We start from the raw sequence: 17,508 nt of genomic DNA, 5'->3' as shown, positions 1-17,508 counted from the left end.
ATACATACAACTGTACTTTTACCAAAAAACAATTGATTATATACCAAAACGTCGAACCAAGCTCAAGTAAACAGAAATTTTCACCACAAACCAGACAGGCTGTAACCTAAAGAACATAAAAAACCAGTGAATAGAAATTCTCTTACAATAGTTTTATAATTATTAGATGTATAAAAATAGTATAAAATATAGAGAGAAGGTAGAGTTACTAATGGCAGATATAGACATCATTATAGGTGTTAAAAACGAAGAAGAACACATAGAAAGGTGCATCCGATCCCTCATTCATCAGACCATAGAAGACATAAACATACTTGTGGTTGATGGAAAGTCAGGGGATAAGACCAGGAAGATAGTAAAAAGACTCATGGATGAAGACCCCCGCGTTAGACTTTTATCCAATGAAAGGGAGACCATAAGCACCGGGCGTAATATAGGCCTCAAAGCCGGTACATCAAAATACATAGCCTACCTGGACGGACATGCATATGTGGATAGTAACTGGCTGGAACTGCTTTACACATCCTTTAAAGAATACGAAGGTAAGTGTCAGTTGGGCGGTGTTGGCTCTACCTACGCCAGCCCAGAAGATGATACTAATTTCGGGAAAACAGTCGCCTACTGTGTGCAAACACTTTTCGGAGGAATTGGAACCTCGTACACCAAGGAAGAAGATATACATCCCGTAGATACCGTGGCATTTGCATTGTACAAAAGATCCATTCTAGAAAAGGAAGCTGTTTATTACGATGAAAAGATGACCCAGTGTGAAGACACCGACTTCAACCACCAACTGGTAAATAATGGATACGTGCTCCTTAAACACCCCAAGGCATTAGTGTACCAGTACCGTCGCAAGAACATCAGGCAGTTCTCCAGACAGATGTATAAGTACGGGGAAGGGAGATACAAACTGGCCAAAAAATACGGTGAAACACTGAAATATTACCATTTAATCCCGGTTTTTACAATTGTCTACTTAATATTTGCAGTTATAAGTCTAATACTGTTCTTGATTATCCCAACAAACTTTAACTATTTGATTTTGATATGGTCCCCTATTATCCTTTATCTGTTGATGGATGTATTATACACCATCCTCATCATAACCAAGCAGGGTAGTTTCAAACATGCCTCTGCACTCCTGATATTTCCAGTTATACACCTGGGATATGGTCTTGGATTTCTAAAAGGATTAATTTCATAAAAGCCAAAATAAAAGATAAAAAATCATCATTAGGTTAAAATATGAAAATTTTAATAATTGCAGATTCATTAAAAGTTGGTGTAGGCTCAGATAAGTTCGCAGCTATTCTAGGCAGTGAACTACATGCCCAAGGATATCATGTTTCTTATCTAACTTTAATGGATGGTAACCCCAAATACAATTTTAAAGGAGATTATTATACTCTCAATGAAGACGATATTTATGGAAATGATATAAAAAGGGGATTTAATCTTTTACGAAATTCTTCTAAAGTTAAAAAAATCTGCAAGGATCTGGATATAGACATCATGATTTCAGCAGGTGATCCTGCTAATTTTTATGCAATTTTAAGTCGCTGGCTTTATGGTAACACTGTTCGTATCATTATCTCACAGCATATGAATCCTGAAATATTCATGGACAGCCCACTTAAATACCGCTTAATAAGGTCCTTTTATCCCCATGCCGATGAAATTGTCTGTGTTTCTAAGGAAATTGAAAAAATCTTTAATGAAAGTTATGGTTTTAAAAATACTTCCACTATTTATAATATGATGGATATTGAAAAAAACCTTAAATTATCGGAAGAAAAACTCCCAGACCAATATAAAGACTTTTTCCAGGGAAATGTAAAGGAAAACCGCGGTGAAAATCCATATTTTAACTTCATTAATCTGGGCAGGTTGGACCGCCAGAAGGGGCAATGGTTTCTGATTCGAGGCTTTCGGCGAGTGGTGGATAAATATAAAAATGCAAGGTTATTCATCCTGGGTGAAGGGGATTTAAGAGAAAAGTTGGAAGGGTTAATAAATGATCTTGGATTAAATAAAAATGTTTTTCTTTTGGGTGAACAGGAAAATGTATTTCCTTTTTTTAAAAATTCTGATTGCTTTGTCTTTAGCTCATTATGGGAAGGTTTACCTTTGGTCTTGATTGAATCTCTTTCAATGGACCTTCCTATTATATCTACAGATTGTAAAACTGGCCCAAGGGAAATATTATGTCCTGAATTGAGTTTGAACAAAGCAGTTGATTATCCCTATTTTGGAGAATGTGCCATTCTCACTCAAAATTTTACCAACGAACTTATATTTAAACCTCTAATGGAAGTACCCTTAAATCAATCTGAGAATATGCTGTCCAATCTGATGATAAAAATAATTGAAGAACCGGAATTAAGAGATAAATATTCAAATGGACTAAAAAGGGCAGAAGATTTTTCCTATAAAAAAATCATTAAAGATTGGGAAAAAATATTAGATAAATAGTTTTTTTAATCTATTACAACGGATTTAATTTATTAAAATGATTATTTATTAAAAAAAGAAATCAATGATGAATTATGGGCTTCAATAGTGATTGAGGGGGTTGTTAAAGATTAAGAAATTTACCTATAACATCTTTGATCTCATCTTTAGACAACTTTCTGGCTAAATGGGAGTTATAATCAAAATTTTTATTTACATCTGGAATGTATTTGGAGTTTAAAACAAATAATTCACCATTCTCTACTACATGAGTTAATTCTTCAGTAGTCATAAGTTCCTCGAACATTTTTTCGCCAAGTCTTTTTCCCATATACTCAATTTTTATTTCATCCGGAGTGAAACCGTATTGGGGAGCTAATACTTCTATCATGACCTCTGCCAGATCTACGATATTCAGGGCTGGCATTTTGAGTATGAATATTTCATTTCCCCCAGCTATTTCGCCAGCTTGCAGAATTAAATCCACAGCTTCAGGTATGCTCATCACAAAGCGAGTCATTTCAGGGTCAGTTATTGTCAAAGGACCCCCTTTTTCGATCTGTTTTTTGAAGATAGGCACTACAGAACCTCGAGAGTCGAGGACATTTCCAAATCTTACGCATGAAAAAACAGTATTTCTATCTCCAACATAGTGATTGGCTGATATTGTCAGACGTTCTGCTAATAGTTTAGTGGCTCCCATTACATTTATAGGATTAACAGCTTTATCAGTGCTGATGGTTATTACCTTTTTCACATTCATATCCAGAGCAGCATTAAGCACATTCTGAGTTCCCAGAACATTGGTTTTAACGGCATCAAATGGATTGAATTCACAAAGAGAAACATGCTTTAAAGCCCCGGCATGAAAAACAATATCAACATTTTCAAAAGCACGTTTTAATCTTTCTTTATCCCTTATATCTCCTATGAATGTTCGGATCCTTTCGGTGTTTAGTTCCTGTTCCAGTTCAAAAAGTGCTGTTTCATTGTTATCCAGAACCCTGACAATCTTTGGCTGGAACTTGATGAGTTTTTTTACGATCTCACTACCAATTGAACCGGTTCCACCAGTTACCAGAACCACTTTATCTTTGTAAAAGTCAGTCATACTTATCATCCCTAAATCAATTATCATTCATAAAAATTTGCAATCTCATTTGCTACCAAATCAATTTCCTCTTCTTTAAGACCAGGGTACATGGGTAATGTTAAGATCTTTTTTGAAATTTTTTCGGTAACTGGAAGATCACATTTGTAGTTTAATTTATTTTTATAGAAGTAGGATAAATGCACCGGGTCAAAGTAAATTTTGCTCATAATACCTTTATCACCCAAATACCTCATTAATTCATCTCTTTTTTCAACAAATGTATTGTAAAGTTGATAAACATTATAATAATCTTTCGGAGTGACTAATGGCCTAATATGGTTATTCAGAGGTTCTAATTTTTTATTATAGTATTGGCTGTTTTTTCTTCTCATGGCAATGATTTTTTCTAGTTTTTTAAGTTGAGATATTCCCAATGCTGCTGTGATGTTGGACATTCTAAAGTTGTATCCTAATGTCACATAATCAAAGGGTTCCAGTGATGAAAAATAATCCTCAGTTTCTAATCTACCATGTGATCTTGTTAAAAGGAGTTTTTCGTAGATTTCTCTTGAATCAGTGAGCACAGCCCCCCCTTCCCCGGTGGTGATGATTTTATTCTGACAAAAACTTAGAATAGCAGAATCTCCAAAGGTTCCAACCATTTTGTCCTTAATTTTAGCCCCCATAGCTTCAGCTGCATCTTCAATTAAAATCAAATCATTATCATCAGCCAGTTCTCTTAATTCTCTTATTTTGCAGGGGCATCCACCGTAGTGTATAGGCATGATTGCCCTGGTTTTGGGTGTGATCATTTCATTTACACTTTCAGGATCCAGGCCTAATGTTTCTTCTTCTATATCTGCAAACATGGGCTTAGCACCAACAAAAAAAGGGGCATTGGCAGTTGCAATAAACGTGAATGATGGAACAATAACTTCATCACCGGATCCTATTCCATGAGCATAAAGGAGCGCATGAATAGCTGAAGTTCCGGAATTGAAAGCTATGGAATATTTACTTCCCATTTCCTCATTGAGCAGGGTTTCAAATTTTTCTACATTCTCACCCACAGCCCAGTTCATACCGGATTTTATCTCCTGATCAACTGCTTCAACATCATCTTCATCCCAAAGTATTTTGAAAAGTGGAATCTTCCATGTCATTAAATATCCTCTTCTAATTTTTCTATCTCTTCTTCAGTTAGTTTTCTTTTAATTTTAACTGGAACACCGAAAGCAATAACGTTTTCTGGTATGTCCTGGTTGATAAAACTGAATGCTCCTACTATGGAATTTTTTCCAATGGTAACATTAGGCATCACTATAGAATGACTTCCAATTCTACAATTTCTTTTGAGGACCACTGGTCCTTGTTTATTGTCTATGGTGGAAATTGAGTATATGGAGCAATGGGAGCCGATTTGTGCATAATCTTCAATTGTCACACCGTTTTTGGCATTTATATATGTAAATGCCCCTACATCAGTTTTATATCCTAAAAAAAATTTTTTTTTATTCTGGACTACCCAATTATATTCATTCATAACCCCATCACTGATTTGAGGGGGTTTCCAATTTTTAAAGCGTTTTTCAGTCATAGTTTAAAGCCTTGTTTAATATATTATCGTCAAGATTTATATCTTTAAGAATTTTAACTATTGCAGTGGCGGTATTTCCTTCACCATATGGATTCTGACAGTTTTCTACATTCTCCAAGAATTCTTCATCATAAAGCGCTTTTTCAATTGCCTTTTTAATTTCTTCAGTATCGTAGTTAATATTTAACACATTTTGAGCACATTCTCTATTTTTCTGCCGTGAACCTATGTTAACTACCGGTAATTTAAAGGAGGGGGCTTCAATTATTCCACTACTGGAGTTACCAATTATGAGGCTAACAACTCTCAACAAACTTATGAAATCTTTTCGTGGAATGTTCTTAAAAGATTGTATGAAAGGTAGTTTATCATACTCCTTTATTTTTTTTATCATCTTTCGTCCGCCGGCATCTGCATTAGGATATATAATCAGAGTTTGATATTCCAACTTTTTAATCGCTTTCAACGTTTCCAGAATTTGAGCAGATGCATCATCTACCTCCAATGTGACTGGATGTTGAATCATTAAAATAACCGGTTTTTTTGGATCCAGATTATATTTAGAACAGATTTCGTTTTCATCGTATAATTCATCCTTCAATATGGAATCTAAACCTGGAGCACCCACCATATAAATATTTTCTGGATCTTCACCCATGGCCCTTATTCTTTCGGCACTTTTTTTTGTGGCAGGAAAATGAATGTTAACCAGTTTAGTTATGGCGTGTCTGGCATACTCATCAACAGTTGAAGTTATTTCTCCTCCATGTAAATGGGCAGTAGGAATATTGAGATAGGCACCAACTATAGCCCCGGCAAGCATTTCACCACGATCACCCAACAAAAGAATTAAATCTGGCTTAATATCTTTAATCATGTCTGTTAGGAGGCATATGGTTTTTCCAATAAATTTAGCCATGGAATATTTGTCATCTTCCTTGAAAATCGCATTTAAGGCATGATAACAGAATCCATCCTTGACTATTTCATCAACCGTCATTCCAAATTCTTCCATTAAATGCATGCCTGTAACGATGATCTCTAAATCCAGACTCTCACTATTTTGGATCTCAAATAACACCGACCTCATAAGACCATAATCAGCACGAGTCCCGGTAATGTATAAAATTTTTCTTTTTTTCATTTGAGTAGATCCCACTTAATTGGTTCATCCTTCAGCACTGGTTTGTTGACCTTTTTACCAATGATTAAATCAATATATTTGGGGTAAATACCAGTTTCTGGCCTTTTAATGGTTAACATATCTTTTTTCAATATCTCGCCTTTTTGAATGTCCCTTCCAGCCATAATACTCTTTCTAGCCATTTTTTTAATTGACAATTCATTATCAGTCAATTTTTTAACACCATTACCCATGCCTTTCTCCACATTGCGTATAGAATCAACCATAGTTTTGAATTCTTCAGGTTCTAAGGATGCTTTATGATCAGGTCCCTCTAAATTGCGATCTAAAGTAAAATGTTTCTCAATAACACAGGCTCCTAATGCAACTGCTGCCACAGTTAATTCAATACCCATAGTATGATCAGAAAACCCGACAGGGAATTTGAAAGTATTGTGGAGGGTGTTCATTATATTTAGATCAACTTCCTCCACAGATGCAGGATAATTTGTTACACAATACATTAATGTTAGATCAATGGGTTTATCTTTAATTGCGGTTATTGCATCTTCTATTTCGCATAAAGAGGCCATTCCTGTGGAAAGGATGAGTGGTTTGCCCTTACTAATTATATGTTTTATTAGTGGAAGGTTGGTTATCTCACCTGAACCTAGTTTAAAAGCAGGTACTCCAATTTCATCCAGTAAATCAACACTTTCCTCATCAAATGGTGAAGATAAAAAGATGATTCCTTTTTCTTTTGCATAATCTGATAGTTCTCTGAATTCATCAGCGGAAAGCTCTAATTTTTTAATCATGTCATATTGAGAGGGAGCATTGCTAAATTTTTTCTGATATTCTGCTTTAGGAGCACTTTTGGTAACTACCGAATCAGTTTTAAAGGTTTGAAACTTAACTGCGTCTGAACCAACATCTTTAGCTGCATCAACAAGCTTTTTAGCAATATTAAGTGATCCATTATGATTGACACCTGCTTCGGCAATTATAAAACAGGGATGTTCGTTTCCTATAGATGTGTCTTTAATTTTAATATTCTTCATTTAATTCCCCTAAGATTAGCTCTGCTAATTTAAAGTCCATCATTGTATCAATATCAACACTTCTCTCTTTAGGCATTACATATGGAATAATTTTATCACTGAAAAATCCCCCAAATTTTCGCAAATTCGGTTCAGAAGAGATATATATAGCCCCATTAGGCATGTATAACTCTGGAAGGTCCTGTCTCCTTGTATTGAAATATTCATCTCCAAAGTTAGGCTTTAGATAACCTTTTTCAATCTTCAGGCTCCAGTATGGGGAATGTTCATATTCTGAAACACTGACCACTGAATTACAAGTCTTATGTTTAAAGAAGAGTTCCAATGCTGTTTGTATATCTTTAACTGTTCTTAAAGGAGAAGTTGGTTGTAGTAAGACGATAATTTCTGGATTATGACCCATATTTTTCAAAGAATCAATAGTATAAATAAGTGCATCAATTGTAGGGGAATTATCTTCAGATATTTTTTTGGGTCTTAAGAAGGGTACTTCTGCTCCATATTTTTTTGAGATTTCAGAAATCTTCGGATCATCAGTACTCACAACTGTTTCATCTAAAAATTCACATTCTAAAGCTGATTCAATGGTCCATGCAATTAAAGGTTTACCATGCATATCCCTAATGTTTTTACCAGGAATAGTCTTACTCCCACCTCTCGCGGGTATAATAGCTAAAATCTCTTTTTCCATTTTAATTATCCTTGGAATTTGATGATTATGTGAGAATTGATAAGTAATATGATTTAAAAATATATTTTTTTCACAACATAAAAGGTTATTCCTCATTCCTCCATACTTTAAAACAAAAACATATATCGATTGAATATGTCCCGTACATAACCCTGTCTTTGGAAATTTTTAATACAATTTGTTTTGGTTATGTTGAAGAATTTGTATTGTTTCTTAGATTGTATCTAAAACATAAACTGAGAATATAGTTCCTAAAGAGAAATTCCTAGGCAAAATTTATATTTGCTTCCTACAAATTAAAAACTCTAAATCAGAATTTATCTAAAATGGGATGTTTTTTGATTAATTCAACAGTAAATGTGAAAAACTAAATGAAAACTGTCGGTGCTGATCTCTGTAATTTATCTTCAACAATAATCATAACTTGGACGTTAATAAATATGATATATTAGGAATAAGATAAAAATGATTTTAGCAAGAACTCGAAATATCAAAAATATAGTATGCATTATAAAATCCCATATTACTGCCTAATATCATTAAAAAAAACCCAATAAAATTATATTAATTTTAGAACTTTAGTCACGGTGAAACATTTGAATGAATACAAAATCTTTGTGCAAAGAATTGGATTGGTTGGAATAGCAAACATTCTGGTTCAATTAAGCGCTTTAATATTACTTCCTATTTTAACTAAATCTTTTTCAATAAGTGACTATGGTATTTGGGTACAAATAAACACCACCATTGCATTATTACCAAACTTTGCAACCTTAGGGCTTCCTTACACCATGGTTAGATTTTTATCGGCAGAGACAGATAATGAAAAAATACGGGACGGTTTTTATTCAATTTTGAGTATTGTTGTTGTTTCCACTTTCATCATATCCCTATTATTGTTGATATTTTCTAAGGCCATAGCATCAGCTATTTTTGATGGTGATGTTAATGTGGCTATGTTATTATCATTGATCGTTTTTATAGCCTGTCTAAATACATTGTTATTGAATTTCTTTAGAACTTTCCAAGAAATGAAAAAGTATTCCCTCTTTTTACTGTTGCAAACATATCTAGGAGTATTTATTGTATCTTATTTAGCAATTAATGGATTTGGCATTTTTATGGCAGCATTAGGACTTCTAATTGCCAATATAATCACATTTATAGTGATGTTAGCATTTATAATTTTGAATATTGGCATTAAGATTCCAAACTTTAAAGATCTAAGGGAATACCTATCATTTGGACTTCCCACCATTCCTGGAAACCTATCATCATGGATTGTTAATTCCAGTGACCGGTATATTATAGGAATATTTTTAGGCGCGGCTTTTGTTGGGTATTACTCCCCAGGTTACACTCTTGGATATTGCATATCAATTCTCATGGCTCCTTTCGCCCTTTTACTACCATCAGTGCTGCCACAATACTATGATGAGGATAATATTGAAAAGGTGGTATTATTCCTGAAGTATTCAATGAAATACTTCCTTTTAATTGCAATCCCCTCAACATTTGGATTATCCATTCTTTCAAAACCGGTCCTAATGATATTAACCACACCGGAAATCGCTTTGAATGGTTATTTAATAACACCATTAACTGCTTTGAGTAGCCTTCTTTACGGTGTTTATGCTATTATTAGCAACGTGCTTGTATTGGAAAAGAAAACAAAAGTGATAGGAACAATTTGGATTCTGGTTGCTGTATTGAATTTAGGCCTTAACATTTTTTTAATACCATATTATGGAATACTAGCTGCAGCTGTAACTACATTAATTGCATACGCACTTGCATTTATCCTTACCTTAAGATACTCTACTAATTATCTTGAATCTGATTTCAAGTTTATTCTTAAAAGTGTGACAGCATCAATTGTCATGTCAGGACTCCTTATCTTCATAAACCCACAAAGCCTTTTAAATATTATAATTGCAGTAATAATTTCTGCATTTGTCTACTTTGGTTTATTAATACTATTAAGAGGGATAGAAAAAGAAGAATTCCAATTTTTTAAAGAAATGTTAGGTAAGAATTAGAGCTAAAGATTTTCGAATCATTACAAGTCTTAAATAACTCTATTACTCTACTAACCTAAATATTACATTACTTTAATAAAATAAATTTAAATAAAAAACACAGTTTGATTGTTATGATCCCAAAAAAAGATCTGAGATGGTATCTATTTGAAGAAACCATTGAAATGTACTCAAAAAATGGTCTTAATAATTACGAAAAACATCGTTATAAAGATTTAAATAGATTCCTCTCTGATTATTATATTTTCAGATTAGTGGGGATGACTTCAAAAATATGCTATAAACTTTCTAAATTTTATAAAAAAGGTGATAATCAGATTTTGGTTCATGATTTACTGAATAGATATCCTAGTATCATTAACCAATTAGAACTTAATTATAATCCTATCTTTTTTGGGAATGATATAAAACCATTTATAAAATCATTAAAGGGCAAAACCAATTTTTATCCTTTTTATGATATTTATAAAGAGGTTTATGAAGGTGTACTTGATTATAATGATAGTTTGTTAGAAAAAGGTTTCATGGATTTAGAAAATATTTTGAAAGAAATTGATCCTAAACTAATAGTATTAAATCATGATTTTACCACTGACACAAAACTTGTATCTTTAGTGGCTAAAGAATTAGGAATACCTACAGTTGAGATCCAACACGGGATTTATTCTGGAAAAGGAACAATAGTTCCTGGTAATTACGCCGATTATGTTTTTGTTTGGGGTGAATATTTTAAAAACCTATATTTAGCATCTAAAATAAAGCAGGATAGAGAAATAAGAATATTGGGATATCCTTACCAACTCCAACAACAAAAACTTTCTCATTACAATAAAAAAGTTGTTTATTTAGGGCAAAATTTAGAACTATATGACGATTCTTTTTTAAATCAAAAAGATAACACCATTAATGAACTTAATAGTTTATGCAGTGGGTTAGGGCTCCAATTCAGTTACAGACCCCATCCTAGTCAAAATTTAGGTTTATTAAAATCTGTTTTCCCTGAGGTCAGATTCACCCCTGATGGTGAGACATTTGCAGATACCATAAAAAATAATGAAATTTTTATATCATTTAATTCCACAGCACTTATTGAAGCAGCTTTAAATTCTAAACTAAGTATACAACTTAAAAATTACAGTTTGCCTGCTGATGATTTTGAAGAACTGGGGATATGTAGAAGTTTCACCAGTCTATCAGAATTAAAAGAGTTTTTAAAAGATATAAAAACTCTTGATGATTTAAAAAGTCTTTATTCGCCGGTTGATCCTAGTTATATCGAAATTCCTACACCTAATTCTGGGGAGAAGTTTATAGAATTGATAAAGGAGATATTATAGTATACTAAAACTATTAAATTATGTTTTTAGAAAAAATAGGTTTCATTGTTTATTGGATTACTTGGTTTGTTTAAAATGGCAAAAAAAATTTTGATTCTGGTAGAATCATTGAAAGTAGGTGGGGGTTCTGAAAGGTTCGCTGCAATTTTAGGTAGTGAACTTCATGATCAGGGGTTTGAAGTTTCTTATTTAACTTTAATGGATGAAGATCCTAAATTTGAATTTAAAGGAGATTACTACACCCTTAACATGGGTTACATATATGTTAATAGTTTAAAACGAGCATTTGATCTTTTAAGATATTCTCCTAAGATTAAAAGAATCTGTGAGGATTTAGATATAGATACCATAATTTCAGTTTCTGAGATGGCTAATTTCTATGCTGTTTTAAGTTGCAGGCTTTTTGGTAACAATGTTCGCCTCATCATCTCCCAGCATATAAATCCTGAAATATTTTTAGATGACCCATTGAAAAACCGGTTAATTAAATTTTTTTATCCACAAGCCGATGAGATTATCTGTGTTTCTAAGGAAATTGAAAAGGTTCTCAATGAAAGTTACCATTTAAAAAACACTTCAACCATCTATAACATGATGGATATTGCACAAAACCATAAATTATCTGAAAACGAAGTCCCTGATGATTGTAAACATTTTTTCAAAGGGAATAATGATAAATATTTCACATTTATTAATGTTGGTCGTCTTAAATGTCAGAAAGGGCAATGGTTTTTGATTCGTAGCTTTCGGAAAGTGGTGGATAAACATCAAAATGCCAGACTCTTTATTTTAGGAAAAGGTGATTTAAAAGTTGATCTAAGAAAGAATTTGGAAGGTTTAATTGATGATCTTGATTTGAATGAAAATGTGTTTCTTTTAGGTGAACAGGAAAATGTATTTCCCTTTCTAAAAAAAAGTGATTGTTTCATCTTAAGTTCTCTATGGGAAGGATTTGGGCTGGTCTTAGTGGAAGCGCTTTCAATGGATCTTCCCATAATATCCACAGACTGCAAAGTTGGTCCGAGAGAAGTTCTCAGTCCTGAACTTGATTTGGACAAGGATGTTGATTATCCTTATTTTGGTAAACATGCTATTCTCACACAAAACTTCCCCAACCAACTTTTATTTAAAAATTTAGAACAAGTACCCTTGAATGAATCTGAAAAGATGTTATCAGATCTGATGATAAGGATAATTGAAGATTCATCTTTGAGAAAAACGTATTCCCATGGTAGTGGAAGGGCAGAAGATTTTTCCAACAAGAAAATTATCAAAGATTGGGATGAAATATTATTATATGATTAATTATGATTTAGAATATTAATGATGTTAAAGTTGAAATTGATTTGTCAAACTATGAAATCATTCAATGATCAGTTTTACATTATTCTAAGATTAATATGATTCCTAAAAAAGATTTGAGATGGTATTTATACGAAGAACCCGTTGAAATTTTCATAGAAATGGGTGTTGCTAACTATGAAAAGGATCTTTTAAATAATTTAAATAATTTTCTTTCTAATTATCCTATTTTTAGCGTAGTAGGGATCGTATCAAAGATTTGTTACGGGGTTTCTAACTTTTACAATAAAGATAACAACGATATTTTGGTCCATGATTTGTTGAACAAATATCCAAGTATAATAAATCATTTAGAACTAAGCTACAACCCTCTTTTTTTTGGCATAAATATAAAGCCATTTACAGGGTCTTTAACACGAAAAATCAATTATTATTCTCTTTATTCAATTTATAAAGACCTTTATAAGGGGATACTTGATTACAATGATGATCTGTTAGAAAAAAGTTTCAAAAATTTAATGGATGTTTTTGGAAAGATAAATCCTAAAGTAATTATTTTAAGTCATGACCATACTCCGGAAACAAGACTTATGGTGTTAGTAGCCAGGGAACTGGGAATAACTACAGTTGAGATTCAACACGGTATTTATTCTAGAAAAGAAAAAATATTTGCCGGTCAGTATGTGGATTATGTTTTTGTCTGGGGTGAATATTTTAAGAATTTATATTTAAAATCAAACGTCAAACATAACCAGGAAGTAAAGATATTGGGATATCCCATTTCCACTCAGGTACAAAAACCGTTTCAATATAATAAAAGAGTTGTTTATTTGGGACAACCCCTAGAATTATATTATGAGAATATATTCAATTTAAAGAAGGATTTTCTACAAAAGCTTAACAGTCTGTGCAGAGATTTAGGGTTCAAATTTAGTTACAGATCGCATCAAGGTGAAAATTTAAATTTATTAAAAACGAATTTGCCTGAAATTGAATTCTGCCCAAAGGGTGAGAAATTAGAGACTACCCTAAAAAATAATGATATTTTCATATCTTTCAGTTCCACAGCTCTTACTGAAGCTGCCTTAAATTCTAAATTAAGCATTCAATTTAAGAATTTCAACATACCAGTTGATGATTTTGAAAAATTGGGAATATGTAGAAGTTTCACCACTCTAACAGAGTTAAAAGAATTCCTGAAAGAGTTAAAAAGTCTAAATGATCTTGAAAGATTTTATTCACCAGTAAATCCAAAATATATTGAAATTCCGTCTCCTAACCCTGGAGAGAAATTTGTAAGTTTATTAAAAGAAGTATTAGATTCAAAATATTAAAGAATTCATTAAATGATTGTTATTTTTCATCATCTAATTTTTCATTAGGATTTTTTCCTTGATTCAAGGCAATTTCCCTGGTCAATTGGGTGATCTCTTCTTCAACATTCTCAATCATACCATAAATTTTGAATATGAAATAGAATGAACCTATTAACCCAAATATGAGAATAATGTCCAATCCTCTTCCTATGCCTGTGATACTAGACAGTAAGGAGGTAGCAGTAGGATAAAGTGAGAATATAATCAGCAGGATCCAAATAGCAATCCAAACTATGAGCATGCCCAAGGACATTTTTCCATCCTTAAACCTTACAATTGATATTATTATACCCACTATACCTATGATTATTCCAATAAATTGGTATATTAACATTCAATATCCTCCTTTTCATTTAAAAATATTTTTGATCAATTTGGCAAGAATTTTAAGTCCAATTCTAGTATCAGTACCCTTAGAAAGGGAGTAATCAGTGTAAATTGTTTCAATTGGCACTTCTACCAGTTTTAGTTGTTTTCGTTTGACTTCACCTATAAGTTCTGAGGACACTCCATAATCCCGTGAATGTAATTCAATGTTTTTGGCTGCATCTAAAGAGAGTGCTCTAAGTCCTGACTGAGAGTCATTAACACTTATTCGGTAGAAAATGCTGGTGATGATGTTCATCACCACGTTCCCAAATTTTTTGCGAAAAGGCATCACATGAAAATCTCTGATTCCAATTACAACATCTGCATCATCTTCAATAACTGGCTTAATAACTGGAAGCAGATCATCGACATGGTGCTGACCATCAGCATCAAAGGTTACAATTACATGGGGATCCTCAAGAATACATGCTTCAACACCTGTACGAATTGCTGCTCCTAATCCCCGGTTAATTGGGTGTCTGTACAAACGTACCTGTTCCGGATACTTTTTCTGCACTCTTTCCACTAAAAATGGAGTCTTATCATGAGAACCATCATCAACCACTACGAGTTGCAGCCCTTGGAGCAGTAATTCCTCCATAACATTCTCAATTGTTTTGGATTCATTGAATGCAGGCATGACAATGAAAATTTTTTTCCCATATTTTTTGAGAAACTGTTCTGTTTCATTGGTCAACTTGTTTTTCCTCCCCATTCATGGGTAATTGATTTCATTTCCATGGTTATAATGTTCTTTATTCAGGTGTTATCTGTCAGTTATTTGTTTATTTTAAAGGTCAGTTCTGCCACTCTAGTGCCCAGGTTACGGGAGGTTTCCAAACCAATTTCATCACTTTCACAATCTTCTTTAGCACCGCCCACACCTGTTCCCCCATAATGGGCCTTAGGGGCACCGTCACCAACAATAATGGCGTCCTGGATTAATAAAAATTGATGGATTGCATTGATAGTTGTCTCCTGCCCTCCATTTCTAGATGCACCCACACTGATTGCTCCGGCAACTTTATTTTTCAGTTTGAAGTCTATCCTGAGTGGACGGGAGCGGTCCATAAACATCTTTATTTGAGAAGTGACATTTCCAAAGTATACTGGACTGCCAATTATTATTCCATGGGCTTCCTGGAGTTTACTGGTTATATCCTGCATATCATCATATATGGAACATTCACCAGTGCTTTTACATATATCACAGGCAATACATGGTTCTATTTCAGCATTCCCCAAATGGATCAATTCAGTGTCTGCCCCAACATTTTCAGCAGCTATAAGGGCTTCTTTTACTAATGTGTAAGTGTTACCTTCTTTTCTAGGGCTTCCAACAATTCCAATAATTTTTACCAAATATATTCCTCCTAATCAATATGGATGAAACATCTAAACTTTAAATTAATTCATTTAACTGGATGATAATTCATATTTCCTTAGTTTTAAGTAGTTGTATGTTTAAAATATATTTTACATTTACAGTCCAGAAATTATTTTAATGAAATTGTTATTAAACTTATTATTTATTATAAATTAACAGTATAGTTCCTACATTAAAACTAATAAATGCATTTAATTAAAACAATGTAATCTTTTAATCGAAAGAATATGATCCTTTAATAATTAAAAATCTGATTGATTTAACATTTTTCTAAAAAAATTTGCAATCCAAGTATTGACGTTATAATATGAGTTTTTTATGAAAGATATCACTGAAAATCCAATATACAGTCCTTTAACTCTTGAACGGGATGTTATTTCCTTAATAAGGAATTGGTGTGAAGCTGAGATGAGAGGTGATGTTAACGCTCGTCATCTGGCAGCTGTGAAAATCAGGAAATATTTGGTGGAAACTGCAGATGGTTCCTTCACATTACGTTCATCAGTTCGAAATGATGCTTCAGAAACTATGCACACTACTCATGGTGCTATTTCCGAGGCACGGATTAAATTTGTGGAACCTCTAAATATTTGGGAGAATAACGAAGTCAAAATCCTTGACATTTGTAGTGGATTGGGCATCAATACCGCAGCGGCACTGGAAGCATTTTTCAAAGTAAACAATAAATCAGAATCCAATGTAATCAATAAATTAGGGCCCAATGTAAATAAATCAGAATCCGATATAAACAATAAATCAGACTTTAATACCAACAATAAATTAGAATTCAAACAAATTGAGATAGACATGGTTGAGGTATCCTGGGAGACTTTGGCTGCTTCTTTAATAATACCAAGCCCCATAAAATATCACAACATGGTTAAGAAGGCGGTGGAAACTTATCTTATCAACCAGAAAATCTTAACATATCCGTGGGAGAAAGAAAAGATCCCGGATAATGTCAACATACGTGTACATTGCCAGGATGCCAGGAAAGTATTGATGAACATCTCCAAAAACAAAAAATATGATGCTGTCTTTCTCGATCCATTTAGCCCCCAAAAATCACCGGAACTCTACAGTCAGGAATTAATTTTTAAAATAAAGGATCTGCTCACAGACGACGGTGTTATATTAACCTATACTTCATCTGCACCGGTAAGATATGCACTTCTTTATACTGGTTTGGAAGTGGGTGAAGGACCATCAATGGGACGTTCCGGAGGAACAATTGCTTCTCCAAATATAGAAAAAATAACCAAACCCCTGAATAATGATGACGAGCGTATGATTGCTTTGTCTGATGCAGGAATACCATTTAAAGATCCTCAATTAACCAGTTCACCCGAAACCCTTAAACAACAACGTCAAAAAGAACGAATTAAAGCCAGGGGCAATTATAAAATAGCATCTACTGTGAAAACACCAGTTTATTTAGCACGGGATATAGAAGATGAGAAAATAAAAAGAAGAGCATTAAAACATTTAAGAGATGTCGGGATCACAGGTTTAGATTGTGAAAAGTCACATTACCTGGTATGCCCCCAGTTTTCAGAATGCATATGTACATGTAAACAGGAAAGACCCTCAACTTCCCGGGCACGTATAAAGGAAATGGAGAAACGATTAACTAATATTACAAACAGTAAATAATTTTTATGAAGGAATATAGGTGAAAA

Annotated in this window: 16 protein-coding genes; 7 read left to right on the top strand and 9 right to left on the bottom strand. The window is 33.2% G+C overall.

Going from position 1 to position 17,508, the window contains the following annotated elements:
- Nucleotides 1-211 precede the first annotated feature (211 nt).
- Nucleotides 212-1,207, top strand: a complete 996-nt coding sequence (locus J2743_RS03370; protein WP_209625161.1) for a glycosyltransferase — start codon at nucleotides 212-214, stop codon at nucleotides 1,205-1,207.
- Nucleotides 1,208-1,248: 41 nt separating this feature from the next.
- Entirely contained in the window at nucleotides 1,249-2,475 is a 1,227-nt protein-coding gene (locus J2743_RS03365) for a glycosyltransferase (protein WP_209625160.1), read from the top strand.
- 103 nt (nucleotides 2,476-2,578) lie between these two features.
- Here J2743_RS03365 and J2743_RS03360 read toward each other — a convergent pair whose 3' ends face one another.
- From J2743_RS03360 to J2743_RS03335, 6 genes are read right to left on the bottom strand one after another with little or no spacing between them, the layout of a single operon-like run.
- On the bottom strand, nucleotides 2,579-3,565 hold the full coding sequence (locus J2743_RS03360; protein ID WP_209625159.1) for a UDP-N-acetylglucosamine 4,6-dehydratase family protein: 987 nt from the start codon (nucleotides 3,563-3,565) through the stop codon (nucleotides 2,579-2,581).
- Between the two features lie 23 nt (nucleotides 3,566-3,588).
- Nucleotides 3,589-4,710 carry a DegT/DnrJ/EryC1/StrS family aminotransferase gene (locus tag J2743_RS03355; protein WP_209625158.1) on the bottom strand — a complete coding sequence of 374 codons (1,122 nt, stop codon included), beginning with the start codon at nucleotides 4,708-4,710 and terminating at the stop codon, nucleotides 3,589-3,591.
- A complete protein-coding gene (locus J2743_RS03350) occupies nucleotides 4,710-5,090 on the bottom strand; it encodes an acyltransferase (RefSeq protein WP_245248006.1) in 381 nt (126 codons plus the stop codon). The genes J2743_RS03355 and J2743_RS03350 overlap by 1 nt, the downstream gene beginning before the upstream one ends.
- Before the next feature lie 46 nt (nucleotides 5,091-5,136).
- Nucleotides 5,137-6,288: a UDP-N-acetylglucosamine 2-epimerase gene (gene neuC, locus J2743_RS03345; RefSeq protein WP_209625156.1), complete on the bottom strand. Its 1,152-nt coding sequence runs from the start codon at nucleotides 6,286-6,288 to the stop codon at nucleotides 5,137-5,139.
- A complete protein-coding gene (gene neuB, locus J2743_RS03340; protein WP_209625155.1) occupies nucleotides 6,285-7,328 on the bottom strand; it encodes an N-acetylneuraminate synthase in 1,044 nt (347 codons plus the stop codon). Before neuB ends, neuC begins: the two co-directional genes overlap by 4 nt.
- On the bottom strand, nucleotides 7,315-8,115 hold the full coding sequence (locus J2743_RS03335) for an acylneuraminate cytidylyltransferase family protein (protein WP_209625154.1): 801 nt from the start codon (nucleotides 8,113-8,115) through the stop codon (nucleotides 7,315-7,317). The genes neuB and J2743_RS03335 overlap by 14 nt, the downstream gene beginning before the upstream one ends.
- 491 nt (nucleotides 8,116-8,606) lie before the next feature.
- On the opposite strand from J2743_RS03335, the gene J2743_RS03330 reads away from it, so the two are divergent.
- The 4 genes from J2743_RS03330 (at nucleotide 8,607) to J2743_RS03315 (ending at nucleotide 14,031) form a co-directional block, all read left to right on the top strand.
- The gene (locus J2743_RS03330; RefSeq protein ID WP_337972086.1) at nucleotides 8,607-10,058 is read left to right on the top strand and encodes an oligosaccharide flippase family protein; all 1,452 of its coding nucleotides are present in this window, start codon (nucleotides 8,607-8,609) and stop codon (nucleotides 10,056-10,058) included.
- A gap of 113 nt (nucleotides 10,059-10,171) precedes the next feature.
- Nucleotides 10,172-11,395, top strand: coding sequence for a hypothetical protein (locus J2743_RS03325; protein ID WP_209625152.1), 1,224 nt, complete (start codon nucleotides 10,172-10,174; stop codon nucleotides 11,393-11,395).
- Nucleotides 11,396-11,470: 75 nt separating this feature from the next.
- Nucleotides 11,471-12,700, top strand: coding sequence for a glycosyltransferase (locus tag J2743_RS03320; RefSeq protein WP_209625151.1), 1,230 nt, complete (start codon nucleotides 11,471-11,473; stop codon nucleotides 12,698-12,700).
- A 95-nt stretch (nucleotides 12,701-12,795) separates the two neighbouring features.
- The gene (locus J2743_RS03315) at nucleotides 12,796-14,031 is read left to right on the top strand and encodes a hypothetical protein (RefSeq protein ID WP_209625150.1); all 1,236 of its coding nucleotides are present in this window, start codon (nucleotides 12,796-12,798) and stop codon (nucleotides 14,029-14,031) included.
- Nucleotides 14,032-14,050: 19 nt separating this feature from the next.
- Here J2743_RS03315 and J2743_RS03310 read toward each other — a convergent pair whose 3' ends face one another.
- The 3 genes from J2743_RS03310 to J2743_RS03300 form a co-directional block, all read right to left on the bottom strand.
- Entirely contained in the window at nucleotides 14,051-14,407 is a 357-nt protein-coding gene (locus J2743_RS03310) for a DUF2304 domain-containing protein (protein WP_209625149.1), read from the bottom strand.
- A 15-nt stretch (nucleotides 14,408-14,422) separates the two neighbouring features.
- Complete coding sequence (locus J2743_RS03305) at nucleotides 14,423-15,139, bottom strand: glycosyltransferase family 2 protein (RefSeq protein ID WP_245248005.1); 717 nt, start codon at nucleotides 15,137-15,139, stop codon at nucleotides 14,423-14,425.
- 80 nt (nucleotides 15,140-15,219) lie between these two features.
- Nucleotides 15,220-15,804, bottom strand: a complete 585-nt coding sequence (locus J2743_RS03300) for a flavodoxin family protein (RefSeq protein ID WP_209625147.1) — start codon at nucleotides 15,802-15,804, stop codon at nucleotides 15,220-15,222.
- 343 nt (nucleotides 15,805-16,147) lie between these two features.
- Between J2743_RS03300 and J2743_RS03295 the strand changes: the two genes are divergently transcribed.
- Nucleotides 16,148-17,482 (top strand): MnmC family methyltransferase, encoded by a 1,335-nt coding sequence (locus J2743_RS03295; protein ID WP_209625146.1) that lies wholly within the window; start codon nucleotides 16,148-16,150, stop codon nucleotides 17,480-17,482.
- Nucleotides 17,483-17,508: the final 26 nt, after the last annotated feature.

Source organism: Methanobacterium petrolearium (genome assembly GCF_017873625.1).
GTDB lineage: Archaea > Methanobacteriota > Methanobacteria > Methanobacteriales > Methanobacteriaceae > Methanobacterium > Methanobacterium petrolearium.
The sequence above is the reverse complement of the archived record's forward strand: the minus strand, read 5'-3'. Positions and strand labels throughout refer to the sequence as shown.

Bases quoted from the DNA above. Each gene is read 5' to 3' on its own strand.
- J2743_RS03370 (WP_209625161.1), top strand. From the start codon at position 212: ATGGCAGATATAGACATCATTATAGGTGTTAAAAACGAAGAAGAACAC.
- J2743_RS03365 (WP_209625160.1), top strand. From the start codon at position 1,249: ATGAAAATTTTAATAATTGCAGATTCATTAAAAGTTGGTGTAGGCTCA.
- J2743_RS03360 (WP_209625159.1), bottom strand. From the start codon at position 3,565: ATGACTGACTTTTACAAAGATAAAGTGGTTCTGGTAACTGGTGGAACC.
- J2743_RS03355 (WP_209625158.1), bottom strand. From the start codon at position 4,710: ATGACATGGAAGATTCCACTTTTCAAAATACTTTGGGATGAAGATGAT.
- J2743_RS03350 (WP_245248006.1), bottom strand. From the start codon at position 5,090: ATGAATGAATATAATTGGGTAGTCCAGAATAAAAAAAAATTTTTTTTA.
- neuC (WP_209625156.1), bottom strand. From the start codon at position 6,288: ATGAAAAAAAGAAAAATTTTATACATTACCGGGACTCGTGCTGATTAT.
- neuB (WP_209625155.1), bottom strand. From the start codon at position 7,328: ATGAAGAATATTAAAATTAAAGACACATCTATAGGAAACGAACATCCC.
- J2743_RS03335 (WP_209625154.1), bottom strand. From the start codon at position 8,115: ATGAGGAATAACCTTTTATGTTGTGAAAAAAATATATTTTTAAATCAT.
- J2743_RS03325 (WP_209625152.1), top strand. From the start codon at position 10,172: ATGATCCCAAAAAAAGATCTGAGATGGTATCTATTTGAAGAAACCATT.
- J2743_RS03320 (WP_209625151.1), top strand. From the start codon at position 11,471: ATGGCAAAAAAAATTTTGATTCTGGTAGAATCATTGAAAGTAGGTGGG.
- J2743_RS03315 (WP_209625150.1), top strand. From the start codon at position 12,796: ATGATTCCTAAAAAAGATTTGAGATGGTATTTATACGAAGAACCCGTT.
- J2743_RS03310 (WP_209625149.1), bottom strand. From the start codon at position 14,407: ATGTTAATATACCAATTTATTGGAATAATCATAGGTATAGTGGGTATA.
- J2743_RS03295 (WP_209625146.1), top strand. From the start codon at position 16,148: ATGAAAGATATCACTGAAAATCCAATATACAGTCCTTTAACTCTTGAA.